The following is a 25053-nucleotide window of genomic DNA, read 5'->3' on the forward strand; positions in this document are numbered from 1 at the left end:
CTGATCCTCGGTAAGCGAACTTCGTACACGCATACACACGCTCCCCAATAGTCGGAACTGAATTACTCAGTCCAACTTTCGGGGAGCGGTGCACACACGTCTGAGCCGTGCAGTGGTCCATTGACGCGAACTGGGGTGAGCACGCGAACTGGGGTGAGCGGACGGCAGATGAAAGTCAGGCGATAGCGGGCGGTTGCTCCGGTGGCGGTGCTGCGGTACGGCCGCGAAAGAGTTCGGTCGGCAGAGTTTCGGCGGCAACGATGCCCGAGTGCGAGGACGAGAGCACCAGCTTGCCGGCTCGGCGGCCTTTTTCCTCGGCGTCCTGGCGCACGGTGGTGAGGTTCTCGCGAATGGCGTCGGAGATGCCGTCGAATCCGGTCACCGAAAGTTGGCTCGGCACATCGATTCCGGAGACGCGAGCGAAGTTGAGTGCACCGAGCGCGATGACGTCGGTGGTGCAGAGCAGCGCCGTGGTCTCGCGGTTCGCCTGCAGAGCTTGCGCGGCGGCGGAGTGGCCGGAGCGCACGGTGTGGTCGAATCGTTCTACGACAGTGAGAGTGTCGGGGTCGAGTCCGGCGTCGATCATCGCGGCTTGGACTCCGGCGATGCGTTCGCGTTGCACGTGAAAGTGACTGTCTGCCAACCGACCCGGGGGTACGACGCCATCGCGGCGGTCACGTCCTAGCCGCATGCACAGCACGGCGAGATGCTCATGACCGAGCGAGATCAGGTGTGCGGCGAGCATTTTCATGGCTACGCGGTCGTCGATGGCGACGAGGGCGGCCTCGGGGATGTTACGCGGTTGGTCACACACAACGATCGGTAGGTGGCGTTCACGAACGGCGGCGAGGTACGGGTCGTCGTCGGCCACGGAGTACACGACGAATCCGTCGACTCCGGCTTGTTGCACCACTGCAGCGGCTTGCACGTCGTCCCGTTCGGCTCCGGCGGGGATGAGCAGCAGACCTTGGCCAGCGGCCTCGCAGGATTCGGCGAGGCCGGCCAGGAAGCTCATCGCGGCCGGGTCGCGGAAGGAGTAGCTCAGGGCTTCGGTGAGGAGCAGCCCGATTGCTCCGGCCTTGCGGGTGCGCAGCGAGCGTGCGACCGGGTCGGGGCCCGCGTAACCGCGACGTTTGGCGGCCTGCAGGACGCGTTCACGGAGCTCGGGAGAGAGCTGATCCGGGCGGTTGTAGGCGTTCGAGACGGTGGTGCGCGACACCTTCAACTCGGCGGCGATCGACGCCAGCGTCGCCTGACGTCGGGGTTCACTCGACCTTGCCATTACCGGGACGTTAGTCCCACAACACACTCCGAAGAAATTCGAGGTGTGTTCGTCCGATTCGATCGAGAGCCCCACCGAGCTATAGAGTACAACGGTAACGGTTTCCATTAGCGTCAAATCTTGCCCATCAGGAGAACATCGATGTCGTCCATCCACCGCGTGTCCCGGACCAAGCTCACGGCCGTGCTGGGCCTGACCTGCGCTGCAGCCCTCACCCTGAGCGCATGCAGCTCCAGTGAGCCCGCGGCCACCGAGTCCGCGCCGGCCACTGCCGTCGACGGACCGGTCACGATCGTCGCGTCCACCAATGTATGGGGAAGCGTCGCCGAGGCGGTTGCCGGCGACATGGCGACAGTGACGTCGATCATCTCCGATCCCTCCGCCGACCCACACTCCTACGAAGCGAGTCCGGGCGACGCTGCTGCCGTCGCCGAGGCGTCGCTCGTGGTCTACAACGGCGGTGGCTACGACGAGTTCATCGAGGACATCCTCCGCTCCGAGGGCCAGAACGTACCGTCGATCGCTGCGTTTTCCTTACTCGAGGACAGCCACGATCACGAGTCCGAAACGACGACCGAGGCAGCAACCGAACCCGCAGCGGAGGACGGCCACGAGCACGGCGAGGTCAACGAGCACGTCTGGTACAACGCCGAGGTGGCAGCGCACACCGCCGAAGAGATCGCCGAGAAGCTCGGTCAGCTCGATCCCGACAACGCCGCGCAATACACCGCCAACGCCGAGGCCTTCCACGAGCAGGCCCACGCCATCACCGACGTGACGGACAAGATTGCCGCCGATTTCTCGAATACACCGGTGGCACAGACCGAACCGATCGCGCACTACCTCATCGAGGAATCCGATCTCGACGATCGCACCCCCGAGGACTTCAAGGACGCCATCGAAGAAGGCAACGATCCGTCGCCGGCATCCATTGCCGCCACGCGCGATCTGTTCACCTCCGATTCTGTTCGCGCGCTGATCTACAACACCCAGACCGAGGACGCAGTCACCCAGGACATTCGCTCCACCAGCGAGGCCGCGGGGATCCCCGTCGTCGAGGTCACCGAAACGCTGCCCGCGGGCATGACGTACATCGAGTGGCAGACCAAGGCCGCGACGGATCTCCAAGCCGCCCTCACCACTGCCTCCTGATCCGAACCCGTGTGATGGAAAGCTGTAGTACATGCCTGCTGTAGAACTGCGCGACGCCGGATTGGCGTTCGGTGAGCGCACGCTGTGGCAGAACCTGGACCTGACGGTCGACAGGGGCGAGTTCGTTGCAGTTCTCGGCCCCAACGGGTCGGGTAAGACGTCTCTGCTCAAGGTGCTGCTGGGCCAGAATCAGCTCACGTCCGGCACGGCCGCGATCGACGGCAAGACCGTCCGGCACGGCCAGTCCGGCGTCGGGTACGTGCCTCAGCAGCGCAACATCGACGACGATCTACCGCTGCGCGGACGCGACCTCGTCGGCCTGGGCTGGGACGGCCACAAGTGGGGCATGGGCTTGCGTGGCATGCGTCAGCGCAAGGAGACGGTGCAGCACGCGATCGATCAGGTCGACGCCAACTCCTTCGCCGGTGCGCCCGTCGGCTCGATGTCCGGCGGCGAGCAGCAGCGGCTGCGTATCGCCCAGGCGCTCGTCGGCGATCCATCGGTGTTGCTGTGCGACGAGCCCCTGCTCAGCCTCGACCTCGCCAACCAGTCTCTGGTCTCGAGCCTCATCGATCGCCGACGGCGGGAGCACGAGACGGCCGTGCTGTTCGTCACCCATGAGATCAATCCGATTCTCCCGCTCGTCGACCGCATCGTCTACATCGTCGACGGCCGTTTCCGCATCGGCACCCCCGACGAGGTGATGACCACCGAGGTGTTGTCGGAGCTCTACGCCACCGAGGTCGAGGTGCTCGAGGTCCGCGGCCGGCTCGTCGTCGTCGGCACCGGCGACTCCATCGACGCTCTCGGCTCGGCGGGCGCCCACCACCCACCCGTGCCGCACGACAGAGAAGACAAAGCATGAACGAGAAGGTTCTCGACGCATTCTCGAAGATGCTCGACTTCGACACCACCGCGAATCTGCTGAGCTACGACTTCGTCCAGCAGGCGCTCATCGCCGCCGCGATTCTCGGGCTGCTCGCGGGAGCTCTCGGACCGTTGATCGTCAGTCGTCAGTGGGCGTTCGCCGTGCACGGGTCCAGTGAACTCTCCCTCACCGGCGCTTCGGCTGCCCTGCTCGTCGGCATCACCGTGGGCCTCGGAGCCATCGTGGGATCCGTTGTCGCGGCGGTGATGTTCGCTCTGCTCGGTACCAAGGCCCGCGACCGCGACTCGGTCATCGGCGTCATCATGTCCTTCGGTCTGGGCCTGTCGGTGCTGTTCATCTGGCTCTACCCCGGCCGCACCGGAACCAGCTTCTCTCTGCTCATCGGCCAGATCGTCGGCGTCGGACAGAGCGGTATCCAGCTGCTGCTCGTATGCGCCGTACTGGTCCTGATCGTTCTCACCGTCGTCTACCGGCCGCTGCTGTTCGCCAGCACCGACCCCGAGGTGGCGCTGGCCCGAGGCGTCCCCGTCCGAGCGCTCTCGGTCGTGTTCGCCGTACTCGTCGGCGTTGCCTGTGCACTCGGCGTTCAGATAGTCGGCGCACTGCTGGTGCTCTCACTGCTCATCACCCCTGCCGCAGCCGCCGCGCGAGTGACCGCCAGCCCACTCAAGGCCACGTTGCTCTCGATCCTGTTCGCCGAGATCGCCGCTGTCGGTGGCATTCTGCTCTCCCTCGCTCCGGGTCTGCCGGTCTCGACGTTCGTCACCACCATCTCGTTCGTGATCTACCTCCTCTGCCGCGTCGTCGGCGGAACCCGCAAAGCCAATTCCGGACGGCTCGTCGCCGCCCAGGATGGCAACGCCGCCTAGAATGCCAACGGTGACGGCCATCGACCTCAATGCCGATCTCGGCGAAAGCTACGGTACGTGGACTCTCGGCGACGACGACGCCATGCTGGCCGTCGTGTCGAGTGCCAACGTGGCGTGCGGCTTCCATGCCGGTGACCCCACCACCTTGTTGCGCACGTGCCGCTCTGCTGCGGACGCAGGCGTGCGGATCGGCGCGCAGGTGGGCTATCACGACCTCGCCGGTTTCGGCCGACGCTTTCTCGACATCTCCCCCGCCGACCTCACCGCCGACGTGATCTACCAGATGGGCGCACTCGATGCCCTCGCCCAAGTCGCCGGCTCTGCCATCGCCTACGTCAAACCGCATGGGGCGCTGTACAACGCTATCGTGCATCACCGCAGCCAGGCGAAAGCCGTCGTCGACGCCGTTCTCGCCTACGATCCCACGCTGCCGGTCCTGGGACTCCCCGGTTCGGTTTTTCTCGAGGAAGCCGAACAAGCCGGGTTACGTACTGTTGCAGAGGCTTTCGCAGACCGCGCGTACACCCCGCAGGGAACGCTGGTCTCGCGCTCGGAACCCGGGGCCGTGCTGTCCGATCCCGGCGCAGTCGCCCAGCGCGTGCTCACCATGATCACCGACGGCACCGTACCGGCGGTGGACGGCTCGACCATCGACATCCGGGCGGAATCGATCTGCCTGCACGGCGATTCTCCCGGTGCCGTTGCGATGGCCACAGCCGTATCGGAGCTGTTGCGAACCAACGAAATCGACATCACCGCCTTCGTCTGATGCGCATCCACTCGGCCGGCGGGAACGCAACCCTCGTCGAGTTCGACGGGCTGGACGAGACGATGGCCTACTACCGGGCGCTCACACTGGACCCACCGGGTGCCGTCGTCGACGTGGTTCCGGCCGCCCGCACCGTCCTGGTGACATTCGACGGGCCGCGGCAGCCGATACTGGACTGGATCGCGGCTGCCGAACCCGTCGTAGCCACCGACGCCGAACCGCCCGGCAGCGTGACGATCGCGGTGGTCTACGACGGCGACGACCTCGACGAAGTTGCCCGTCTGACCGGACTGTCCACCACCGAAGTCGTTGCTGCACATACCGGGCAAACGTGGACCGTCGCCTTCGGCGGCTTCGCGCCCGGGTTCGGTTACCTCGTCGGCACGGATACACGGCTGCACGTCTCGCGACGCTCGTCGCCGCGCACCAGCGTTCCGGCCGGTTCGGTGGGGCTGGCGGGGGAGTTCTCGGGTATCTATCCGCGCTCCTCCCCCGGCGGCTGGCAACTGATCGGGCATACCGACGCGCCACTGTGGGATCTGGACCGCGATCCTCCCGCATTGCTGCGGCCCGGCACCACCGTCCGATTCGAGCAGGCATGAGAGCCGTGACGGTGCTGCAAACGGGACCGCTGTGTACCGTGCAGGATCGCGGTCGAGCAGGATATGCGTCGATCGGTGTCGGCCGTTCGGGTGCAGCCGATCGACTCTCGCACGATGCCGCAAACCGTCTGGTGGGCAACCACTCCGACTCCGCCACGCTCGAGGTGACGTTCGGTGGCCTGGCACTGCGCGCCGAGTTCGACGCCGTTCTCGCTGTCACCGGCGCGCACGTCACCTGTCGCATCGACGGAACGGAGCAGGGACTGTATTCGACACTGGTGATGCGCGCCGGGCAGAGACTGCAATTGAGCACGCCCACAAGCGGTCTACGCAGTTATGTTGCAGTGCGGGGCGGAATCGACGTCCCCGCCGTCCTGGGTAGCCGATCGACGGACACGATGTCGGGCCTCGGCCCCGCAGCGGTCTCCCCCGGCACCGTGCTGAAGGTCGGCAAAGACCGAACGGATTGGCCCGCAGCAGATTTCGGCATACCGACGACGACCCGAACAGCACTGCACGTCACGTTCGGGCCGCGCGACAACTGGTTCACCGAGCATGCCCGATCGCTACTGCTCGAGCAGCCGTGGACGGTCACGCAGGATTCGGATCGCGTCGGCATCAGACTGGACGGTGCCGAACCCTTGCACCGCACAAGAGACGACGAATTGGCCAGCGAAGGAATGGTTCTCGGGGCCTTGCAGGTTCCGCCGTCCGGGAAGCCGGTACTGTTCCTCGCCGACCATCCCGTCACCGGCGGATACCCGGTGATCGCGGTGGTCACGGCGGCCGACGTCTCCGCTGCCGCGCAGCTGACGCCCGGAGCGCAGATACGGTTCCGCGCTGCCGGTTGACCCCGCCGCACCTCACACCTTTTTTCCCAACCTCACACACCTATTCGAGCAATAGCAGGGGTGTGAGGTGTGCAGAAAGGGTGTGAGGTTCAGCCCCGTCGCTGACGCGCGATGTCGGCCAATACGACGCCCGCCGCGACGGATGCGTTGAGCGATTCCACCGGGCCTGCCATCGGGATCGACAGGATGTGGTCGCAGGTCTCGCTGACCAACCGTGAGAGACCCTTGCCCTCGGATCCGACGACGATGACGACCGGGCCCTTACCGTCGAAGGTGTCGAGGTCGGTGTCGCCGCCCGCGTCCAGGCCGACGACGGTGACGCCCTTGGACTGCCAATCCTTCAGCGTGCGAGTGAGATTGACTGCTCGCGCGATGGGCAGTCGGGCCGCGGCACCGGCACTGGTTCGCCACGCCACTGCCGACACGCTTGCGCTGCGACGCTGCGGGATCACGACGCCATGGCCGCCGAAGGCAGCCACCGATCGCACGACGGCACCGAGGTTGCGCGGGTCGGTGATGTTGTCGAGCGCCACCAGCAGCGCCGGCTCCTGGTGCGTGCGCGCGTTCGAGATCAGGTCGTCGGGGTGTGCGTAGCGGTACGGCGGCACCTGCAGGGCGAGGCCCTGGTGCAGTCCGTTGGCGCTGAGCTTGTCCAGATCCGAGCGAGGAACTTCGAGGATCGAGATCCGCGCATCGCCGGCGCGCTGGACGGCTTCCTTGAGTCGATCGTCGCTGTCGGTGCCGACTGCGACCCACAGCGCTGTAGCAGGCACGCCTGCGCGCAGGCATTCGACGACCGGGTTGCGACCGAGTACCACCTCGGGGCCGTCTTCTGCCTTGCGTCCGGCAGGCCGGCTACCGGTCCGTCCACCGGTGGTGCCGCCACGGTTCTGCGCGGACTTCTCGGCGAGCTTGGCCCGACGCGCCGCGGGATGCTTGGTGCGCTCGGAGGCGGGGGGCGTCGCACCGCGGCCCTCGAGGCCCTTACGACGCTTGCCGCCGGAACCGGCGACCTGCCCCTTCTTGGTGCCGTCCTTGCGGATTGCGCCGCGCCTACTCGAATTGCCTGCCATCACAAACCTGCTTCGTCGGTCTTGCTCGTACCCAGCGACCATTCGGGCCCGTTGGGTGTATCTGTCACGTCGACTCCGGCTTTCGCCAGCCGATCGCGTATTTCGTCGGCGACGGCCCAATCCTTGGTCGCCTTCGCCGTTGCTCGACGCTCCAGCTCGGCCTCGACGAGCACGCCGAGCGCATCCAGAGCTGCTGCATCGGAACCGCTCTCGCCCGACCATTGCGGATCGAGCGGGTCGACGCCGAGAATGTCGAGCATCGCCCGCACACTGCCTGCATGCTCCACCGCTGCCGATAGATCACCCGACTCGAGCGCGGTGTTGCCTAGGGTGACGGTGGCGTGAATCTCGGCCAGCGCCTTGGGAACTGCGAGGTCGTCGTCGAGGGCCTCGGCGAATCCGGCCGTCCACTTACCCATCGGCACTTCACCGGCACGCTCGACGGCTCGTCGAACGAACCCTTCGATACCCCGGTACGTCACGGCCGCCGTCTCGAGCGCGGTGTCGGAGTACTCGAGCATCGACCGGTAGTGGGCACCACCGAGATAGAACCGAAGCTCTTGCGGGCGAACCTTTTTCAGGACATTGGGCACGGAGAGAACGTTGCCGAGGGACTTCGACATCTTCTCGCCGCCCATCGTCACCCACCCGTTGTGCAGCCAGTACCGCGAGAACCCGTCACCGGCCGCCATCGACTGGGCGCGCTCGTTCTCGTGGTGCGGGAACACCAGATCGAGTCCGCCGCAATGGATGTCGAAATCCGCGCCGAGGTAGTTCTCCGCCATCGCCGAGCATTCGAGGTGCCAGCCCGGACGGCCCGGGCCCCACGGCGTAGGCCACGACGGCTCGCCGGGCTTGGCACCCTTCCACAGCGTGAAATCGCGGGGGTCCCGCTTTCCTTCGGCGACGCTCTCGCCCTGATGTACGTCGTCGAGCTTGTGACCCGACAACGCGCCGTAGCTTGGGAAGCTCTGCACATCGAAGTACACGTCTCCACCGTCGTCGGCGTAGGCGTGGCCGCGCTCGATCAGTCGCTCGATCATCTGGACCATCTGGGTGATGTGTCCGGTGGCGCGCGGCTCGGCCGACGGCGGCAGCACCCCGAGCCGGTCGTAGGCCCACGTGAAGGATCGCTCGTACGTCGCGGCCCACTCCCACCACGGACGACCTGCGTCGCGCGCCTTGTTCAGAATCTTGTCGTCGATGTCGGTGACATTGCGGACGAAGGCGACGTCGTAATCGTGAGCCAACAACCACCGGCGCAACACGTCGAACGCCACACCACTACGTACGTGGCCGATATGAGGCTCGCCCTGCACTGTTGCCCCACACAGGTATACCGATGCATGGCCAGGGACCAAGGGGGTGAATTCCCGCAGGGCCCTCGTCTCGGTGTCGTGTAGGTGAAGGGTCACGACCAGCAATGCTACCGGTGGTTTTACCTCGTCATGACAAGTGCGGTCGCGACCGCCGCGATTCCTTCACCGCGGCCGGTCAGCCCGAGGCCGTCCGTGGTGGTCGCAGACACCGATACCGGCGCACCAAGGACCCGCGAGAGAACTTCCTGCGCCTCGACTCGGCGCGGTCCGATCTTGGGCCGGTTACCGATGATCTGCACTGCGGCGTTGCCGATCGCGAAGCCGCCGGCGTCGAGCAGGCGCTTGACCTCGGCCAACATGGCCGCTCCGCTGACCCCGTCCCATTCGGGACGACCGGTCCCGAAGACCGACCCCAGATCGCCCAAGCCTGCGGCCGAGAGCAATGCGTCGCACAGCGCATGGGATGCGACATCGCCGTCGGAATGGCCCTCGAGCCCGTCCGCGTCCTCGAACAGCAATCCGGCCAGCCAACAGGGACGGCCGAGAGCGATCGGATGGACGTCCGTGCCGATGCCGACTCTCATAGCGCGCCTCTCACAGCAGGGCCTGTGCCAGTAGTAAGTCGTGTGGGGTGGTGATCTTGAATGCGAGGGCGTCGCCGACGATGGTGTGCACCGTCTCGCCGATGCGCTCGACGAGACCCGCGTCGTCGGTGGAGATGTCGGTCGCGGCGGCATATGCGCGGCGCAGGACCGCGGCGTCGAAACCCTGAGGAGTCTGTACCGAGCGCAGACTCGCACGGTCGGGAGTGCCCACCACCGCTCCCATGACGTCGACGGACTTGATGGTGTCCACGACCGGAAGTACCGGAATGACGGCCGAGCGCCCGGCTCGCACCTCGGCAACGACGCGGGCGATCAACGCCGGTGGGGTGAGGGCGCGAGCCGCGTCGTGGACCAACACGACGGACGCGTCGCCGACGGCCGCAAGGCCGGCCCGCACCGAATCGGTGCGTTCGACGCCACCCGCCACGACGAGGACATCCGTACCGACGTGATCGCGGGCCGCGTCGAGAAGATCAGCGGGGACGACGACGACGATCCGATCGACGGCACCCGATGCGCGCAGCCCGTCGACGGACCGCGTGAGAAGAGAGTCGGTACCCAGACAGACGAATGCCTTCGGCTCGTTCTGTCCGAGCCGAAGGCCTTTGCCTGCAGCGGGTACCAGGGCGACCACGTCGCCGGAGGTACGTTTCACTCCAAAAAGCTGTTCACTCTAGGAAGCTGCTCACTCTATGAAGCTGTGGCGAGAACTTCGTCGAGCATGGTGTCGGCCTTGGCCTGATCGGTACCTTCTGCCAGTGCCAGCTCGCCGACCAGAATCTGACGTGCCTTGGCGAGCATCCGCTTCTCGCCTGCCGACAGTCCACGATCCTGTTCGCGTCGCCAGAGATCGCGGACGACCTCGGCAACCTTGTTCACGTCACCGGACGCCAACTTCTCCAGATTTGCCTTGTATCGGCGCGACCAGTTGGTGGGCTCTTCGGTGTGCGGCGCGCGAAGAACCTGGAAAACCTTGTCGAGGCCTTCTTGTCCGACGACGTCGCGAACGCCTACGTATTCCGCGTTGTCTGCGGGAACTCGAACGGTGAGGTCGCCTTGCGCGACCTTGAGAACGAGATACTCTCTCGGTTCACCCTTGATGGTGCGTGTCTCTATCGCTTCGATCAGCGCCGCTCCGTGATGGGGGTAAACGACGGTGTCTCCGACCTTGAAAATCATGTGACAAGTGCCCCTTTCGATTTGCCCAGAATACCACGCCTGATATCAACGGTGCAGGTCAGGGGCACAGCGACGCCGAATCAGGGGTTGACACAGACGGATCGACGTGTATCCGGGACCACATTTTCACCTCGACATTGCCGCCACCCCGAGGCCTGACAGGCACCCTTACCTGGCATCCTGCGACTGCCGACGGACCCCACGAGCGGCCGTTCGACGAGAACTACTACTCTCCCTAGTGGACGAGATGGATCGAGCCGGCCCGGCACCACATGGAGGACGACCGAAGTGACTGCAAACGACGTTGCGACACCGCTTGGCCGCCACCGCAGAGTGGCCACCAGCCTCGCCCTCCTGGCCGGTGGCGCACTCGCCCTCACCGCGTGCGGTGCAGGCCAGATTTCCCAGACCGCAACACAGGTCGCCGCTGTCAACGGCAACTCCGTCGACGTCGGAGACATCCAGCTGCGCAACGTTCACGTGGTGTACCCCACTTCGGAGGAGTACAGCATTGAGCCCGGCGGCACCGTCGAGCTCGGCTTCACCGCCATCAACTCCAGCTCCTCAGTCGCCGACGAACTGACCGGCATCTCGTCGCCCGAAGCACAGGTCACCATTGTCGACGAGGCCGAACCGGGTAGCACCGAAATTGCGCCGCAGACTGCTCTCGGTGCAGGTTCGTCCGTCGACACCACGTTCGCCGATCCACTGCTGCCGATTCAGCTCATCACCGTCGAGATGGCCGACATCAGCGAGAACGTTCGACCCGGCCTGACCCTGCCGGTCACGTTCGAGTTCGCCAATGCAGGCGAGGTCGTCATCGATGTGCCGGTCGATGCCGGCTCCGAGCTCGAGCGATCCGAAGACGCGGTCTCCGAGCACAGCGAAGGCGAATAACGACTCGTACGGCCGAGGACAGTCGACGACGCCCGAGATTGTCGGTACCGATCGTTAGGCTCCCGACGTGGTCAAACTGAAGTCGAGCTACCGCTGCTCTGCGTGTCATCACTCGGTCTCGAAATGGGTCGGGCGCTGTCCCGAATGCGGCAACTGGGGATCGATGGACGAGGTCCAGGCAACGGCCGCTCCCCTGACCACTCGGGCGGGTGCCTCGGCATTGCGTTCCGGCGGCGGGGCGATGATCCCGACCACGCCCGCTGCCGCTCTGACGACCATCAGCAGTGCCACCTCGCAGGCCAACACCACCGGAATCGACGAGTTCGACCGCGTACTCGGCGGCGGGCTGGTACCCGGTTCCGTCGTGCTGCTCGCGGGCGAGCCCGGAGTCGGCAAGTCGACCCTGCTGCTCGAGGTGGTTCACCGTTGGGCCCGCTCGGCACCGGATCGCCGCGCGCTCTATGTCACGGGCGAGGAGTCGGCCGGGCAGGTCCGGTTGCGCGCCGACCGCACCGGCGCGGTGCACGAGCGCGTATTTCTCGCCGCCGAGTCGGATCTGGCCACGGTGTTCGGCCATGTCGAGCAGGTGAAGCCGAGTCTGTTGATCGTCGATTCGGTACAGACGATGCTGGCCGCGGACGTCGACGGCGTCATCGGCGGGGTCACTCAGGTGCGCGCCATCACCAGTGCCCTGACGACCCTGGCCAAGACCACCGGCGTTGCGGTGTTGCTGGTAGGACACGTCACCAAGGACGGTGCGGTGGCAGGCCCACGGTCGCTCGAGCACCTGGTGGACGTGGTGCTCAACTTCGAGGGCGACAAGCACTCCACGCTGCGCATGATTCGCGGCGTCAAGAATCGTTTCGGCGCATCCGACGAGGTGGGGTGCTTCGAGCTGCGCGAAACCGGGATCGTCGGTATCAGCGATCCCTCCGGGTTGTTTCTCCATCACCGCAGCGACGCGGTGCCCGGCACGGCCGTCACCGTCACGATGGACGGCAAGCGGCCGCTCCTGGCCGAGCTGCAGGCGCTGATCGTCGACACCGCGATGCCGTCGCCGCGGCGTGCGGTCAGCGGACTCGACCACGCCCGCGTGGCGATGATTCTCGCCGTCCTGGAACGCCGCTGCGGAGTCAAGGTCTCCAAAGCAGAGGTCTACGCAGCAACCGTCGGCGGCATGCGTACCAGCGAACCGTCCGCTGACCTCGCTCTCGCGGCGGCGGTGGCCTCGGCCGTGCGTGATCAACCCCTCCCTGCAGGAATGGTCATCCTGGGCGAAGTGGGTCTGGCTGGCGAGGTACGACGCGTGGCGGGCCTGGGTCGCCGCCTCGCCGAAGCGTCACGACTGGGCTTCGACTATGCCATCGTTCCCGAGGACGCCGGCCCCATCCCCGCCGGCATCAAGGTCAAGACCGTCACCAACGTCGGCGAAGCCTTGACCTACACGCGTATGCGCGCCGTATGACACCGGGCGGTATCGTTCGTCGGGCTGGTCGCAGGTAGCAGCGCAGTATTCTGTGTTCGCACGAGCAGTGGACGGCACGAGTCCGTGACGCCGATACGACAGGAGGGGGTTGGCCATGGAGGGCACCACGCCATCCCCGGCGTTGCGCGAGACCATTGCGCGGCTCGCACCGGGAACGGCCCTGCGCGACGGCCTCGAGCGAATTCTGCGTGGGCGCACCGGCGGCCTGATCGTCCTCGGCTACGACGAAGAAGTGGAAGCGATCTGCGACGGCGGCTTCGAGCTCGATGTGGAGTTCGCCCCCACCAGGCTTCGAGAGTTGTCGAAAATGGATGGTGCAGTGGTGCTTTCGACCGACGGCAAGCGCATCGTTCGCGCCAATGTTGAGCTCGTCCCCGACCACAAGATTCCTACCGTCGAATCCGGCACCCGGCACCGCGCGGCCGAGCGTACGGCCATGCAGACCGGTTATCCCGTGGTGTCCGTGAGCCAGTCGATGAGCATCGTCAGCGTCTACATCGGCGGCATCAGACACGTGGTCGAGGGCTCTGCCACCATCCTCTCGCGCGCCAATCAGGCCGTCGCGACCCTCGAGCGTTACAAGGCACGTCTCGACGAGAACACGCGTCAGCTGTCGGTGGTCGAGATCGAGGACTTCGTGACTCTGCGCGACGCCCTCACCGTCGCACAGCGGCTCGAGATGGTGCGCCGAGTGTCGGTGGAGATCGAACAGAACGTCCTCGAACTCGGCACCGACGGCCGCCAGCTCGCCCTGCAGCTCGAAGAGTTGTTGGGCGACAACGACATCGATCGCCAGTTGATCGTGCGCGACTACCTGGCCGGCAACGAGCCGTCGAGCACAACCGGGGTCGAGAAGGCGCTCGCCGCCCTCGACAAGCTGACCGACGTCGATCTGCTCGATCTGACGACGCTGGCCCGCGCCTTCGGCTATCCCGCGACCATCGAGGCCCTCGACACCCCGATGAGTCCCCGCGGGTACCGGGTGCTGACGCGGGTTCCGCGATTGCAGTTCACCCAGATCCACCGCCTCGTCGGCGCATTCGGCACGCTGCAGGGCCTACTCGCCGCCACCGCCGCCGACCTGCAATCGGTCGACGGAATCGGCGGACTGTGGGCTCGGCACATCAGGGAGGGCCTGTCCAGGCTGGCCGAGGCCTCGATCTCCGGACCCTACGACTAGCGCTTCTTGGTTCCCGGCAGGAAACCGGCGTCGATCACTGCCTTCACGTACGGCCGCGCGCTGGTGATCAACTGCTCGGCGTCCGGGACGTTCTTCCACACTGACGACGCCATCGCATCGGTGCGTTCCTCGATGTGCTGATCGAGGGCGGTGCCGGCGTCGGTCAACGTCTCGCCCTCGTCGGAGGTGGTGAGCAATCCGCGGGTGGCCAATCGCTCTGCAGCAGAATCCCATTCACTTTCCGACCACTGCCTCGTCAGCTGCGTGATGCGCTTGCCGAGAGCGCGGCGACCGGGCTGCGGGGTCGGTCGGACGGCCTCGTGGAACACTGCCGCTTCCGTCGGGTCGAGTTCTGCGTCGATCAAGGCGGCGAGGTGGCCGTCGCCGCGCCATTCGCGCAGGACGGTGATCGAATGCCAGAGCGCGAGATGCGGCGTGTCGGGTCGTTCGGCGGAATGCCATGCCGCCGCGAGAGGGCGGCCGGCGAACGATGCCGCGTCGCCGATCTCGCGCAGACGCCCAGCCAACGTTGCGAGCGCTGGATCGTCCGCCAGAGAGCCGAGAGCCGCTCCGAGAACGGAATCGAGCAGTGCCCATCGACGGTCGGACACCGCATCGAGACCGACGGCCACCGCGGCCGGCCACGCGCGCTCGATCAGCACCGGGTTGAAGTTGTAGAACGCGGCCGCAACGACGCTCGGCGCGCACGGACCCATCGGAGCGGCCCGTGCACCGACGTACCAGGCGTGACCGTCGAGTCCGGTGTCCTCGTAGGCCGTCCCCAACTCGGGATTGAAGTACGCGGCAACGTGGAACGGTTCGAGAGTCGTGTAGGCGGCGCGGGCGAGGGCTGTGGAGGTGGTCATGAGAGTCGACCGTACTCAGCCGGTGATGTTGAACGGCTCCGGCACACTCTTGAGCTCGCCGAGCTGGGCGATCGCCTGGTATGCGCCGACCCCCACCGGAATGCGCTCTTCACCGCAACCGGGAACGGAGTTGGTACCCGACCACTTGACCGTGAAGCCGGCCTGCTCGCCGGGCTTGAAGGTACGAAGATCCGACGCGGCGTTGGGGAAGCAGTCGATGTTGGACCAGATGCGCTGATTGTCCAGGGTGTAGACGAGCGCCTGCTGCAGACCGGCACCGACGTCACGCTGGCATTCGGTCGAACCGATGTTGGTGATGACCACGGTGAACACCGGCTCTTCGCCCAGACGATAGGTGGCCTTCTCCGGAGTCACCTTGATCGCCAGCGACTGATCCGGGCACTGATTGGCAAGCACTGGAGCAGGTGCATCGCTGGTGGTCGCAGCCGATCCGCCACCGGCTGCCGAGTCGGTGCCTCCGCCGGATCCGCCGGAACCGCCGGACCCACCAGAACCGCCGCCGGACCCACCGGAATCACCCGGGGTCGCGGACGAACTGGGCGACGGCAGCGCCGAGGATGTTGCCGGTGCCGCGACGACGCCCGCGGGAGAAGCCTCGGTGTCGTCGGACCCACCGCTGAGCGACGCGATGAACCACACGATCAATCCGAGGACGACGACGGCCGCACCGATAGCGAGCGCGCGACGTCGCCAGTAGATTTCGGGGGGCAGAGGCCCGCTCGGTTCCAACACGAATCAACCGTATGCGGCCGAAGCCACGCTATCCCTGAGCCCACACGGCGTGTCAGGCAGGAATCTCGCCGATATCGCCGATGACCTCACGAAGCTGCGCGTGGCCCTTCGACAGCTGGTACGTCAATCCGACGATCGCCAGATCACCGGACTCGACCTTGTCGGCGACGATGCGCGAACGCTGCATCAGCAGATTCGCAGTCTCTTCGACGTGCCGTGCCTCGAACTCGTCGACGGCCTCGTAGCCGTCGCGCCGGGCCGAGAGCACCGACGGGGTGACGCGTTCGACGACGTCGCGAATGTAACCGCCGGGTACGTCTCCACTGGCGAGTGCGTCGACGGTCGCCTGGACCGCTCCGCAGTGGTCGTGTCCGAGCACCACGATCAGCGGGGTGTTCAGCACCGCGACGCCGTACTCGATGGAGCCCAGAACGGCCGAGTCCACCACATGACCTGCGGTGCGCACGACGAACATATCGCCGAGGCCCTGATCGAAGATGATCTCGGCGGCCACACGAGAGTCGGCGCAACCGAACAGGATGGCACCGGGATGCTGCGCGCTCTCGAGCCGGGCGCGATCCTCGATCCCCTGCGACGGGTGTTGCACCTCTCCGGAGACGAACCGTTGGTTGCCTTCCTTCAGTGACTTCCAGGCGGCGATCGGATTAGAAGCAGGCATGCGCATCATTGTGCACGCGCAGCGGGCGCGAGGCGAGTCGGGTTCACTACTGTTGGTACCGATCACAGACACCAGAAGAAGGGCGCACAGTTGCCGATCGATGCCGACGCTCTGCTCGGGTGGTTCGACACCGACGGACGCGACCTGCCGTGGCGTCGTCCGGGCGTCAGCGCCTGGCAGATCCTGATGAGCGAGATCATGCTGCAGCAGACGCCCGTCGTGCGGGTGGCTCCTATCTGGGAACAGTGGGTGGAGCGCTGGCCGGTGCCGTCGGCGATGGCCGCGTCCTCGCAGGCCGAGGTACTGCGGGCGTGGGGGAAGTTGGGCTATCCGCGTCGCGCATTGCGTCTGCACGAGTGCGCTCGAGTGCTCGCCTCGGACTACGGCGACGAGGTTCCGAGCGACGTCGACACGCTGCTCGGCCTCCCCGGCATCGGGGCCTACACGGCGAGGGCGGTGGCAACTTTCGCCTACGGCCAGCGAGTTCCGGTGGTGGACACCAATGTTCGACGCGTTGTCGCGCGTGCCTCGCACGGCAGCGCTGAGCCCGGAAACCCCTCGACCACGAGGGATCTGGCCGATGTGGAGCGACTGCTCCCGGTAAGCGTTCCCCGGGCCGCTCGATATTCGGCGGCACTGATGGAGCTCGGCGCGTTGATCTGCACTGCCAAGAATCCCGCGTGCCTGCTGTGCCCGCTGCCCGAGTGCGCCTGGATCGAAGCAGGCAGACCGGCGCACACCGGGCCGGCGAAGAAGGTCCAGAAATTCGCGGGCACCGACCGTCAGGTTCGCGGCAAGCTCATGTCGGTGCTGCGCGAGAGCGCCGGACCGGTCGAGCGGGCTCAGCTCGACATCGTCTGGCCCACCGATACTGCGCAACGCGATCGCGCACTCGATTCGTTGCTCACCGATGGATTGATCGAACAGACCGAATCTGGATTGTTCGCCCTCGCCGGCGAGGGGTCGGACGGCTAGGACGCCAGAAATTCGACCAGAGCCGCATTGACCGCGTCGGGGCGTTCGAGGTAGCCGAAGTGTCCGGTGTCGGCTATTTCGACATAGCGCGCACCGGGTATCGCGGCCGCCACGTCGCGGCACTGCTGCACCGGGATCATGCGGTCATCGGCAAATCCGATGACCAGAGATTTCGCCCTGATCGCTCGGTATGCGGCCAGTCGATCTGTCCCAGAGCGCATTTCGAGCCCGATCTGCGCTCGCATACCCGCTGTTCGACGGCCACCGGAGTACTCGAGTACTGCGAGCCAATCGCCGATCGCGCTGTCGTCGGCCAGGGTCTTCGGTGAAAAGTTCTGCATCGCAGTCATTGCCGCGCGGTACGACGCGGGAAGCTCGATTCCGGCGTCGTGCAGATCCTTCTCGCCCTTCGACATCTGCGCGCGAAAGGTGGTGGTCTTGCCGAACGTGGCCATCAGCACTGCATGCGACACCAGATCCGGCCGCGCCAACGCGAGTTCCTGGGTGACGCGGGCACCCATGGAGGTGCCCACGACGCGCGCGGGGCCACCACCGAGGTGCTCGATCAGAGCGGCGGTGTCGGCCACCAGGTCGTCGAGCGCCATCCCGCCGGCGCACTCGGAAGACGGTGCGATACCGCGATTGTCGAAGGTGACCACTCGGTACCCCTGCTTCACCAGAGTAGGCACCTGATGGGTTCGCCAGACCCGTCCCGGACTACCGGTGCCCATCACCAACACGACGAGCGGTCCATCTCCGGTGACGTCGTAGTTCAGGTCGATTCCGTTGAGCTTCGCGAGCGGCATTCGGATCATTCTAGTGCGCGCAGGAACTCCTCGACCGCCGTGCGATACCGCTCGGGTGCCTCGTCGTGAATCAGGTGCGCTGCGTTCTCGATCCGCACATACCTCGATCCGGGCTTGCGTGAATGCATCTGCCTCATCTGACCGGCCGGGGTGATGGTGTGCTCACCCTCGATCAGCAGCGCCGGGGCCCGGATGGCATCCCACTCGTCCCAGAAATGACGCGTCCCCCATTCCTGCGAGATCGCCTCGAACGTATCGATGTCGCCGTGCAAGCGCCAACCGTCGTCAGCGCACTCGAAGGAGTCCAGAAAGTATTGTCCTGCAACATCTCCGAAGAAGGAACGCACCGCATCGGCGTCGGGAAAAGGTTGCGGCCAGGCCCGCATCATCGTGGCCCAATTCTCGGCGGTGCGTCCCCTGAAGTCCGGCGCGATGTCTTCGATCACGAGCGCGGTCACCAGGTCGGGTTGCTGCGCGGCCGCACACCAGGCGTGCAGCGCACCCATCGAATGGCCGATCACCACACTCGGACCGAGCGACTCCAGATTCTCCAGCAGGTCCGCGACGAACGCCTCGGTCGTGAGTTCCGACGGCGGCGGTCGACGGTGCCCGGGGGCGTCGTAGGTGTGCACGTGCCCGAGTTCTCGAAGCCACGGAACCTGCCGACGCCAGGTGGCGGCACTGCCCATCAGCCCGTGCAGCAGCAGTATCGAACGGCCGGATCCACCCTCGTCGTAGAGCATCACTGCCGAGCATAACGGCGGGGTAATCTCGCGAGCATGCCCATTGTGAAGATCAACGCGATCGACGTACCGGAGGGCGCAGGCCCCGAACTCGAGAAGCGCTTCGCCGCGCGAGCCGGAACGGTCGACGGCTCCCCCGGATTTCTCGGATTCCAGCTACTCCGGCCCGTCAAAGGCGAGTCGCGCTACTTCGTCGTCACTCAGTGGGAGGACGAGGAGTCGTTCCAGGCCTGGTCCGGTGGACCGTCTCGCCAGGCCCATGCCGGTTCCGGTGAGGGCAAACCGGTGGCGTCGGGAGCATCGTTGCTCGAGTTCGAGGTCGTATTGGACGTGCCTGCCAAGTCGTGATCGACGCCGGTCAGATACGCGCTCGAGCGAGATCCCACTCGAGCTTCGTCGGCATCTCCGAGTCCAGCTTCGCCACGGCGTCGGCGAGGAACTCCGCGGGCATCGGCCTGCCCAAGTAGTAGCCCTGAGCGCCGTCGCACCCGAGCAATCGCAGCGCATCGAGGGTGCCCGCGTCCTCGACCCCTTCTGCCATCACCCGCACCCCGAGGCTTCGGGCCAGGTCGATGGTCGAGCGGACGATCGACGCATCGGTGTCGTCGGTGTTCATCTTCGACACGAACGAGCGATCGATCTTCAGTGTCTGCACCGGCAGGCTCTGTAGATAGGTCAGCGAGCTGTAGCCGGTGCCGTAGTCGTCGATCGCGATGGTCACCCCCAGGCCGCGCAGGGAATTCAGCGCGTTCACCGAGCGCACCGGGTCGATCATCGCAGTCGTTTCGGTGACCTCGAATTCCAAGGTGTGCGCGGGCACTGCGTACTTGGCGAGCGCGGCGGAGACCTGTTCGGTGAGGGTCTCGTCGAGCAAGTTCCGCACCGAGAGATTGACCGAAACAGACAGATTGATGCCGCGACGACGTAGAGCGCTGCACTGCGCCAACGCCTCGTCGAGTACCAGCGCGGTGATGGCGGGCAGCATCCCGGTGCGCTCGGCATCCGGTAGGAACATCGACGGGCCGATCAAGCCCTCGCGCGGATGCTGCCACCGCAATAGGGCTTCGACGCGATCGACGCTGCCGGATTCGAGGTCCAGGCACGGCTGAAAGAACACCCGGAGCTGATGATCGCGAATCGCCGTGTCGAGTTCGCCCAGCAACCGCATCTGATCGTGCCGGTCACGATCCATGTCGGGTTCGTATCGACCGACGCGGGTGTGGCCGGCCTTGGCCGCGGTCAGCGCCACGTGAGCCCGCTGCATCATCGCCTCACCATCGACCGGCGTCGCCGACGGGCAATCGTTTCGGTGTGCATCTGCCGACGAGTCCTCGATGACGGCTATTCCGACCGTCGCATCGAGGGCCACGTTGATGTCGTGGACGAACATCTTGCGACTGACCGCGAACTGCAGCTGTGCAGCGGTCTCGTTGACGTCGAGGCGGCCGGGCCTACGGCTCATCGCGACCACGAATTGATCGCCGCCGAGGCGTCCGACCAGATCGTCGGAACGAACGGATGCGACGAGTCGATGGCCGATCTCGCGCAGCACACTGTCGCCGACGCTGTAACCGAAGGTTTCGTTGATTTGCGCGAAGCGATCCACGTCCACCACCAGCGTGAAGACGTCCGAATCACCGCGGGTGGCGAGCATGGAGTCCAATCGCTCGCGAAGCAGACGCCGACTGGCGAGTCCGGTCACCGCGTCGGTGCGCGCAACATCCTCGAGGATGGCGGCCTGCCGTCGCAGCGTCCGCACGAAGCGCGCCATCCGGAACCCGACGAGCACTATCACCAGGGCCGAGGATCCCACGATGACCCAACCCCATTGCTCGACGGGAATGCCGCGCGCCAATTGCACGGTCATCACCGCCGGTGTCACCGCTACCGCAACCGAGAGGACGGAAAACCGTCCCCGGCCGAATTTGAGCGGACCGGGCCGGGGGGCCCGGCTGACCGACTTCTGCGCGTCGTGCAGGGCGACGACGCCGAAGCATACGTACGCGGCCAGCCACATCGCGTTGGGAAGCGTCGACCGATAGATCTCGACGTCGATCGCGGCGGCGTAGGACGAGAAGTCCGCCGCAACAAGCAGTACAACTCCCACTGCCGCGGCGACGAGGGGGACTGTGGTCGAGCGCGTGATGAGGTACAAACTGCCGACGAGGGTCAACAGGAACGCGTCGACAGTGAGGTACGCCGTTGCCGGCCAGAGGGCCATGGCCTCGGAGAACGATCGTGCCGAGCCGTCGGGCACGACGAACACCCAGGTGATGAGACCGAAGCCGACAGCGACGATCAAGCACTCGTACAGCTCCTCGAGCCCGAACACCAGACCGTTCTCGTCGGCGGCCCGCGCGAACCCGACAGCGATGATCACGTAGCCGACCAGATAGAACACGTCCGCAGCGGAGAACGTCGGCATCCGACCGCCATCGACGTCCATCACGGCTATCAGTGCGTCCCCGATGCCCCAACTGCCCATGCCGATGGCCATGTACTTCCACGTCCGCTTGTCCGGGCCGGGTTCGCGGACGTAGCGGTATACGAATGCACCCACTGTGGCCGAGACCACGATTGTGTAGATCGCACTTTGGGGTAAGCCATGCGGGGCAATCAGGTAGACCACCACCGCGACCGCGCCTAGGCCCAGGAAGCGTGTCCACAACATAGTGGGCCGATCCTTCCTGGGCCGGTCGGTGTGTGCCCCGAACGCACGCATGAGCCGATCGAACCCGACGTTTGACCTCGATTCGTCACAGAATCATCCATGGATGGGTCGAGAGACGAACTATTTCAAACCTGACGATGGTTCGCCAGTCTCACATCGGGCATTGTGTCTGTTCAGCCCTCCAAAGAAGCATCCAACGTGATCTCGACGCCCGTCAGCGCCTTGCTGACAGGGCACGATTCCTTTGCCGCCTGGGCCGCCTTCGCGAAACCGTCGGCGTCGAGACCCTCCACCTCGCCTCGAACCGTCAGTTTGATGCCGGTCAGCTTGAACCCCGGCTGATCGGGACCGAGCGATACGTCGGCGGTGACCTCGAGGCTCTGCGGCGTGCCACCTGCCTCGGCGATCAGGGCCGACAGCTGCATCGCGTAGCAACTCGAGTGCGCTGCCGCGATCAGTTCCTCGGGGCTGGTGGTGCCGTCGGCATTTTCGGCGGCGCGCTTGGGAAACGACACGTCGAAGGTTGCTGCGCCAGAACTGGACAGTTCGACCTGGCCGGAACCTTCCTCGAGGGTGCCATTCCATGCAGTGCGTGAGGTACGAGTTGGCATCGAACTTCAGTCCTTTCGTTGTCGACCCTGTGCAGGACCGATACTCAGGCTAACGTCGGCGACACAGCCGGGCCATCGAGTGCGGGAATCTCGACACGAAGGATGCAACAGATGGGGAACTGCGTGCGAGCAGTGATGATGGTGTCGGCGGTGATGACGGTGGTGGCAGTGTCGACGCCCGTTGCGAGCGCCGATTCACTGCGGGACTTCTACGACGCACCGGTGCCCACCATCGCCGCAGCGGCTCCCGGCGAGGTGATGCGGACCAAGGCAGTCAACTCGCCCAAGGGGTTCGGCCTGGGCTTCGACATCGAACGCATCCTCTACCGATCCACCGATACGCACGACGAGCCCATGATCGTGTCCGGCTACTCGATGACACCTACCGCCCCGTGGCCCGGACCCGGCCCGCGGCCCGTCATCGCCTATGCGCCCGGCACCTCCGGAATGGCCGACCGCTGCGCCGGATCGGCAGTGCTCGGCACCGTCGGATCCTCCCCCGCCATCCTGCCGTTGCTGTTGGCCGGTTACCGCGTCGTCGCTACGGACTACCAAGGCCTGGGCACCCCCGGCGGGCACACGTATCTGAACCGGCTCGCCTCGGGCCGCGCTCTGCTCGACGTAGCAAGAATCGCCGACGAGGACGCCCCGGTGGTGCTGTACGGGTACTCCGAGGGCGGGTTCGCGTCGGGGGCCGCTGCCGAACTGGCCGCCACCTACGCCCCAGACCTCGACATCGTCGGAGCGTATGTCGGGGCACCGCCGGCGGATCCGACGCTCAACATCGACAACCTGGACAACACCACCCTCGGCAGCGCTGTGCTCTTCGCCGTCGACGGCATGATCAACGCCTACCCCGAACGCGCGGAACGCATCCGGAGCCTGTTCGACTCCGACGGCAATGCCGCGCTCGACGCCGCCCAGAACTGGTGCAGCACCGACCCCGCCGCCGGGGACATCGTTGAAACCAGCGACCTCACGCGCGACGGACGACCCCTCGCCGAGCAGCTCGGCAACCCGGTGTTTGCCGAGGTGACCGCGGTGAACACCGTCGGCCGCATCGCGCCGTCCATGCCGGTGTACCTGTCACACGCAGTACGGGACGACACCGTGCCCATCGAACAGAGCCGAACGCTGCTGCGGCGCTGGCAAGAATCGGGTGCCGACGTCACCTACCGCGAGTACGACTTTCCGGCCCTCCCGGTCACGGGCGCGAACCACTCACCGGGGGCGCTGGCTGCCTATGCCGACGTGCTGCCCTGGATCGCCGACCTCGTTCGCGAGAGCTGATCTCAGGCGCGAAATCAGGGTGTTCACCGAGGCGTCGACCTCTGTCGGGTTGATTCACTTCCGTCATGCGCATCGTGCACGCTCTGCTCACCCTTGCTGCAGTCCTGACCGCAACCCCGATCATGCCGGGCGATGCCACCACCTCGGACGTCACGGTGATCACCGAAGAGCTGGGCATACCGGGAGCAGCCTTTCGCGTCGTCTCCGAACGCGAGGTGATCGAGACCGTCGATTACGGGCTGGACGGGAACGGTGCCCCGATCGACGACGGCACGCCCTTCGTCTGGGGATCGGTGTCGAAGTCGGTGACGGCGGCGACGGTGCTCGCGCTTGCCGCGCAACTCCGCCTGGATTTGTCTGTGCCCGTCCATTCGGTTCTGCCGGAGAGCGGTTCGCTCGTTTCGCATGACGTCACCATCGACGACCTGATCCACCACACCAGCGGACTCCCCCACGACGTCACCCACCTCGATGTGTGGGGGAGAACCGAACGAGCGCTCGACGTCATACCCACCCTCGATGTCCCGGCCGGCGACCGCGGCACCTTTCGGTACTCCAGCCTCAACTACCTGCTGCTGCAGGCCGTCGTCGAAAAGATCACCGGTAAGCCGTTCGCGGACGTCGTGACTCGGGAAACCGGAGTGCACGCCGTCGACGCCGTCGCACCCGGGCACGTGCCGTTCTTCACCTTCCCCCGCCGCATCGACACCGGCATCGATGCGGCCGGACTCGGCTACGGCTACCTCGCCGGTTCCATCGACGAACTCTCGCGCTACGCCGCCCGGCAACTGACTGCCCCGGCGTCGAACAGTCCCGACACGGTGCCGACGGGTTTCGGCACGTCCTACGGACTCGGGTGGTACGTCGAAACGCTGCCCGACGGTACCGAGATGCGCTGGCATTCCGGCGCAGTTCCCGGCTACTTCACGCACGTCGCGCTGATTCCCGAACGAAATTTGGCTGTGGTGTTCGCGGCCAACCGATACGGCGAACTCGAAGCCGACAAGCTCGCATCCGCGGCTCGATCGCTCGTCCTCACCCGACTCGGTATGGACGAGCCTCGTGCCGCAAGGTTCGGCACGTACGAGATTGCGTTGATCGCGTCGAGCACCGTTGCGGTATTGCTGGCTCTGTGCGCGGGCCGAACCCTGTTTCGCATCAGGACTAGCCCGGGTCGATGGGCACCTGCGCAGATTCTGATGGCCGCCGTCGCCGGAGGAGCGCTGTACTTCGGAATGCCGATGGTTGCCGGGGCACCGATCTCGACCCTTGCCCGCTGGGCTCCTGATGTGACCCTGTTGTTCTGGATCGTGCTCGCCGAACTTGCCGTCATCGCCGTTGCCCTCGCCGCTCGGGTCTTCCGTCAATGGACCACTGCACACGTCTGAGCGGTACAAGGGTTCATTCACCCGCGGAGCTGATCTGCGTGAATGAACCCTTGCATACGTCTGAGGAGTGCAAAGGTCCATTGACGCGAACGGGGTGGGCGGCGGGCTGGGCCGGGAC

At 65.8% G+C, this 25053-nt stretch carries 26 protein-coding genes; 13 read left to right on the forward strand and 13 right to left on the reverse strand.

What is annotated here, in order from left to right:
* Positions 1-175 precede the first annotated feature (175 nt).
* Entirely contained in the window at positions 176-1282 is a 1107-nt protein-coding gene (locus ACIGGF_RS23340) for a LacI family DNA-binding transcriptional regulator (RefSeq protein WP_397523487.1), read from the reverse strand.
* Between the two features lie 141 nt (positions 1283-1423).
* Here ACIGGF_RS23340 and ACIGGF_RS23345 point away from each other — a divergent pair, with 141 nt between their 5' ends.
* Genes ACIGGF_RS23345 through ACIGGF_RS23370 form a run of 6 tightly spaced genes read left to right on the forward strand, consistent with a single transcriptional unit; the run spans position 1424 to position 6414 of the window.
* Positions 1424-2434 (forward strand): metal ABC transporter solute-binding protein, Zn/Mn family, encoded by a 1011-nt coding sequence (locus tag ACIGGF_RS23345; protein ID WP_397523488.1) that lies wholly within the window; start codon positions 1424-1426, stop codon positions 2432-2434.
* Between the two features lie 31 nt (positions 2435-2465).
* Positions 2466-3299, forward strand: a complete 834-nt coding sequence (locus ACIGGF_RS23350; protein WP_397523489.1) for a metal ABC transporter ATP-binding protein — start codon at positions 2466-2468, stop codon at positions 3297-3299.
* Positions 3296-4192: a metal ABC transporter permease gene (locus ACIGGF_RS23355; RefSeq protein ID WP_397523490.1), complete on the forward strand. Its 897-nt coding sequence runs from the start codon at positions 3296-3298 to the stop codon at positions 4190-4192. Before ACIGGF_RS23350 ends, ACIGGF_RS23355 begins: the two co-directional genes overlap by 4 nt.
* Before the next feature lie 10 nt (positions 4193-4202).
* Entirely contained in the window at positions 4203-4961 is a 759-nt protein-coding gene (locus ACIGGF_RS23360) for a LamB/YcsF family protein (protein ID WP_397523491.1), read from the forward strand.
* Positions 4961-5563 (forward strand): allophanate hydrolase subunit 1, encoded by a 603-nt coding sequence (locus tag ACIGGF_RS23365; protein WP_397523492.1) that lies wholly within the window; start codon positions 4961-4963, stop codon positions 5561-5563. Before ACIGGF_RS23360 ends, ACIGGF_RS23365 begins: the two co-directional genes overlap by 1 nt.
* Positions 5560-6414 carry a biotin-dependent carboxyltransferase family protein gene (locus tag ACIGGF_RS23370; protein WP_397523493.1) on the forward strand — a complete coding sequence of 285 codons (855 nt, stop codon included), beginning with the start codon at positions 5560-5562 and terminating at the stop codon, positions 6412-6414. Before ACIGGF_RS23365 ends, ACIGGF_RS23370 begins: the two co-directional genes overlap by 4 nt.
* Before the next feature lie 89 nt (positions 6415-6503).
* Here ACIGGF_RS23370 and rlmB read toward each other — a convergent pair whose 3' ends face one another.
* From rlmB to ACIGGF_RS23395, 5 genes are read right to left on the reverse strand one after another with little or no spacing between them, the layout of a single operon-like run.
* Entirely contained in the window at positions 6504-7487 is a 984-nt protein-coding gene (gene rlmB, locus ACIGGF_RS23375; protein ID WP_397523494.1) for a 23S rRNA (guanosine(2251)-2'-O)-methyltransferase RlmB, read from the reverse strand.
* On the reverse strand, positions 7487-8902 hold the full coding sequence (gene cysS, locus ACIGGF_RS23380) for a cysteine--tRNA ligase (protein ID WP_397523495.1): 1416 nt from the start codon (positions 8900-8902) through the stop codon (positions 7487-7489). The genes rlmB and cysS overlap by 1 nt, the downstream gene beginning before the upstream one ends.
* 23 nt (positions 8903-8925) lie before the next feature.
* On the reverse strand, positions 8926-9390 hold the full coding sequence (gene ispF, locus ACIGGF_RS23385) for a 2-C-methyl-D-erythritol 2,4-cyclodiphosphate synthase (protein ID WP_397523496.1): 465 nt from the start codon (positions 9388-9390) through the stop codon (positions 8926-8928).
* 10 nt (positions 9391-9400) lie between these two features.
* A complete protein-coding gene (gene ispD, locus ACIGGF_RS23390; RefSeq protein ID WP_397523497.1) occupies positions 9401-10066 on the reverse strand; it encodes a 2-C-methyl-D-erythritol 4-phosphate cytidylyltransferase in 666 nt (221 codons plus the stop codon).
* Positions 10067-10101: 35 nt separating this feature from the next.
* A complete protein-coding gene (locus tag ACIGGF_RS23395) occupies positions 10102-10590 on the reverse strand; it encodes a CarD family transcriptional regulator (RefSeq protein ID WP_027494344.1) in 489 nt (162 codons plus the stop codon).
* 288 nt (positions 10591-10878) lie between these two features.
* On the opposite strand from ACIGGF_RS23395, the gene ACIGGF_RS23400 reads away from it, so the two are divergent.
* The 3 genes from ACIGGF_RS23400 (at position 10879) to disA (ending at position 14153) form a co-directional block, all read left to right on the forward strand.
* Complete coding sequence (locus ACIGGF_RS23400) at positions 10879-11487, forward strand: hypothetical protein (RefSeq protein WP_397523498.1); 609 nt, start codon at positions 10879-10881, stop codon at positions 11485-11487.
* 67 nt (positions 11488-11554) lie between these two features.
* Positions 11555-12952, forward strand: coding sequence for a DNA repair protein RadA (radA, locus tag ACIGGF_RS23405; protein ID WP_397523499.1), 1398 nt, complete (start codon positions 11555-11557; stop codon positions 12950-12952).
* A gap of 115 nt (positions 12953-13067) precedes the next feature.
* Entirely contained in the window at positions 13068-14153 is a 1086-nt protein-coding gene (gene disA / locus ACIGGF_RS23410) for a DNA integrity scanning diadenylate cyclase DisA (protein WP_397523500.1), read from the forward strand.
* On the opposite strand, the gene ACIGGF_RS23415 is transcribed toward disA, so the two are convergent.
* From ACIGGF_RS23415 to ACIGGF_RS23425, 3 genes are read right to left on the reverse strand one after another with little or no spacing between them, the layout of a single operon-like run.
* The gene (locus tag ACIGGF_RS23415; protein ID WP_397523501.1) at positions 14150-15019 is read right to left on the reverse strand and encodes a hypothetical protein; all 870 of its coding nucleotides are present in this window, start codon (positions 15017-15019) and stop codon (positions 14150-14152) included. The two genes, disA and ACIGGF_RS23415, sit on opposite strands and share 4 nt — an antisense overlap.
* A 15-nt stretch (positions 15020-15034) precedes the next feature.
* Complete coding sequence (locus tag ACIGGF_RS23420; RefSeq protein ID WP_397523502.1) at positions 15035-15772, reverse strand: hypothetical protein; 738 nt, start codon at positions 15770-15772, stop codon at positions 15035-15037.
* A gap of 52 nt (positions 15773-15824) precedes the next feature.
* Positions 15825-16451, reverse strand: coding sequence for a carbonic anhydrase (locus ACIGGF_RS23425; RefSeq protein ID WP_397523503.1), 627 nt, complete (start codon positions 16449-16451; stop codon positions 15825-15827).
* Positions 16452-16541: 90 nt separating this feature from the next.
* Between ACIGGF_RS23425 and ACIGGF_RS23430 the strand changes: the two genes are divergently transcribed.
* Positions 16542-17426 carry an A/G-specific adenine glycosylase gene (locus tag ACIGGF_RS23430; RefSeq protein ID WP_397523504.1) on the forward strand — a complete coding sequence of 295 codons (885 nt, stop codon included), beginning with the start codon at positions 16542-16544 and terminating at the stop codon, positions 17424-17426.
* On the opposite strand, the gene ACIGGF_RS23435 is transcribed toward ACIGGF_RS23430, so the two are convergent.
* Together ACIGGF_RS23435 and ACIGGF_RS23440 are read right to left on the reverse strand one after the other, a co-directional pair.
* The gene (locus ACIGGF_RS23435; RefSeq protein WP_397523505.1) at positions 17423-18232 is read right to left on the reverse strand and encodes an alpha/beta fold hydrolase; all 810 of its coding nucleotides are present in this window, start codon (positions 18230-18232) and stop codon (positions 17423-17425) included. The two genes, ACIGGF_RS23430 and ACIGGF_RS23435, sit on opposite strands and share 4 nt — an antisense overlap.
* 5 nt (positions 18233-18237) lie before the next feature.
* Positions 18238-18975, reverse strand: a complete 738-nt coding sequence (locus tag ACIGGF_RS23440) for an alpha/beta fold hydrolase (protein ID WP_397523506.1) — start codon at positions 18973-18975, stop codon at positions 18238-18240.
* Between the two features lie 36 nt (positions 18976-19011).
* On the opposite strand from ACIGGF_RS23440, the gene ACIGGF_RS23445 reads away from it, so the two are divergent.
* Positions 19012-19323: an antibiotic biosynthesis monooxygenase family protein gene (locus tag ACIGGF_RS23445; RefSeq protein WP_397523507.1), complete on the forward strand. Its 312-nt coding sequence runs from the start codon at positions 19012-19014 to the stop codon at positions 19321-19323.
* Between the two features lie 10 nt (positions 19324-19333).
* Here the strand turns inward: ACIGGF_RS23445 and ACIGGF_RS23450 are convergent, their stop codons facing one another.
* Together ACIGGF_RS23450 and ACIGGF_RS23455 are read right to left on the reverse strand one after the other, a co-directional pair.
* Positions 19334-21646, reverse strand: a complete 2313-nt coding sequence (locus tag ACIGGF_RS23450; RefSeq protein ID WP_397523508.1) for a putative bifunctional diguanylate cyclase/phosphodiesterase — start codon at positions 21644-21646, stop codon at positions 19334-19336.
* A 173-nt stretch (positions 21647-21819) separates the two neighbouring features.
* A complete protein-coding gene (locus ACIGGF_RS23455) occupies positions 21820-22257 on the reverse strand; it encodes an OsmC family protein (protein ID WP_397523509.1) in 438 nt (145 codons plus the stop codon).
* Between the two features lie 111 nt (positions 22258-22368).
* On the opposite strand from ACIGGF_RS23455, the gene ACIGGF_RS23460 reads away from it, so the two are divergent.
* Together ACIGGF_RS23460 and ACIGGF_RS23465 are read left to right on the forward strand one after the other, a co-directional pair.
* Positions 22369-23547, forward strand: a complete 1179-nt coding sequence (locus ACIGGF_RS23460) for a lipase family protein (RefSeq protein ID WP_397523510.1) — start codon at positions 22369-22371, stop codon at positions 23545-23547.
* Between the two features lie 65 nt (positions 23548-23612).
* Complete coding sequence (locus ACIGGF_RS23465; protein ID WP_397523511.1) at positions 23613-24935, forward strand: serine hydrolase domain-containing protein; 1323 nt, start codon at positions 23613-23615, stop codon at positions 24933-24935.
* The last annotated feature ends 118 nt before the right edge of the window (positions 24936-25053 follow it).

Source organism: Rhodococcus sp. NPDC078407 (assembly GCF_044542515.1).
Classification (GTDB): Bacteria; Actinomycetota; Actinomycetes; order Mycobacteriales; family Mycobacteriaceae; genus Rhodococcoides.

Coding starts and splice junctions, on each gene's coding strand:
- ACIGGF_RS23340 (WP_397523487.1), bottom strand. CDS start 1,282: ATGGCAAGGTCGAGTGAACCCCGACGTCAGGCGACGCTGGCGTCGATC.
- ACIGGF_RS23345 (WP_397523488.1), top strand. CDS start 1,424: ATGTCGTCCATCCACCGCGTGTCCCGGACCAAGCTCACGGCCGTGCTG.
- ACIGGF_RS23350 (WP_397523489.1), top strand. CDS start 2,466: ATGCCTGCTGTAGAACTGCGCGACGCCGGATTGGCGTTCGGTGAGCGC.
- ACIGGF_RS23355 (WP_397523490.1), top strand. CDS start 3,296: ATGAACGAGAAGGTTCTCGACGCATTCTCGAAGATGCTCGACTTCGAC.
- ACIGGF_RS23365 (WP_397523492.1), top strand. CDS start 4,961: ATGCGCATCCACTCGGCCGGCGGGAACGCAACCCTCGTCGAGTTCGAC.
- ACIGGF_RS23370 (WP_397523493.1), top strand. CDS start 5,560: ATGAGAGCCGTGACGGTGCTGCAAACGGGACCGCTGTGTACCGTGCAG.
- rlmB (WP_397523494.1), bottom strand. CDS start 7,487: ATGGCAGGCAATTCGAGTAGGCGCGGCGCAATCCGCAAGGACGGCACC.
- ispF (WP_397523496.1), bottom strand. CDS start 9,390: ATGAGAGTCGGCATCGGCACGGACGTCCATCCGATCGCTCTCGGCCGT.
- ACIGGF_RS23395 (WP_027494344.1), bottom strand. CDS start 10,590: ATGATTTTCAAGGTCGGAGACACCGTCGTTTACCCCCATCACGGAGCG.
- disA (WP_397523500.1), top strand. CDS start 13,068: ATGGAGGGCACCACGCCATCCCCGGCGTTGCGCGAGACCATTGCGCGG.
- ACIGGF_RS23415 (WP_397523501.1), bottom strand. CDS start 15,019: ATGACCACCTCCACAGCCCTCGCCCGCGCCGCCTACACGACTCTCGAA.
- ACIGGF_RS23425 (WP_397523503.1), bottom strand. CDS start 16,451: ATGCCTGCTTCTAATCCGATCGCCGCCTGGAAGTCACTGAAGGAAGGC.
- ACIGGF_RS23435 (WP_397523505.1), bottom strand. CDS start 18,232: ATGCCGCTCGCGAAGCTCAACGGAATCGACCTGAACTACGACGTCACC.
- ACIGGF_RS23440 (WP_397523506.1), bottom strand. CDS start 18,975: ATGCTCTACGACGAGGGTGGATCCGGCCGTTCGATACTGCTGCTGCAC.
- ACIGGF_RS23445 (WP_397523507.1), top strand. CDS start 19,012: ATGCCCATTGTGAAGATCAACGCGATCGACGTACCGGAGGGCGCAGGC.
- ACIGGF_RS23450 (WP_397523508.1), bottom strand. CDS start 21,646: ATGTTGTGGACACGCTTCCTGGGCCTAGGCGCGGTCGCGGTGGTGGTC.
- ACIGGF_RS23455 (WP_397523509.1), bottom strand. CDS start 22,257: ATGCCAACTCGTACCTCACGCACTGCATGGAATGGCACCCTCGAGGAA.
- ACIGGF_RS23460 (WP_397523510.1), top strand. CDS start 22,369: ATGGGGAACTGCGTGCGAGCAGTGATGATGGTGTCGGCGGTGATGACG.
- ACIGGF_RS23465 (WP_397523511.1), top strand. CDS start 23,613: ATGCGCATCGTGCACGCTCTGCTCACCCTTGCTGCAGTCCTGACCGCA.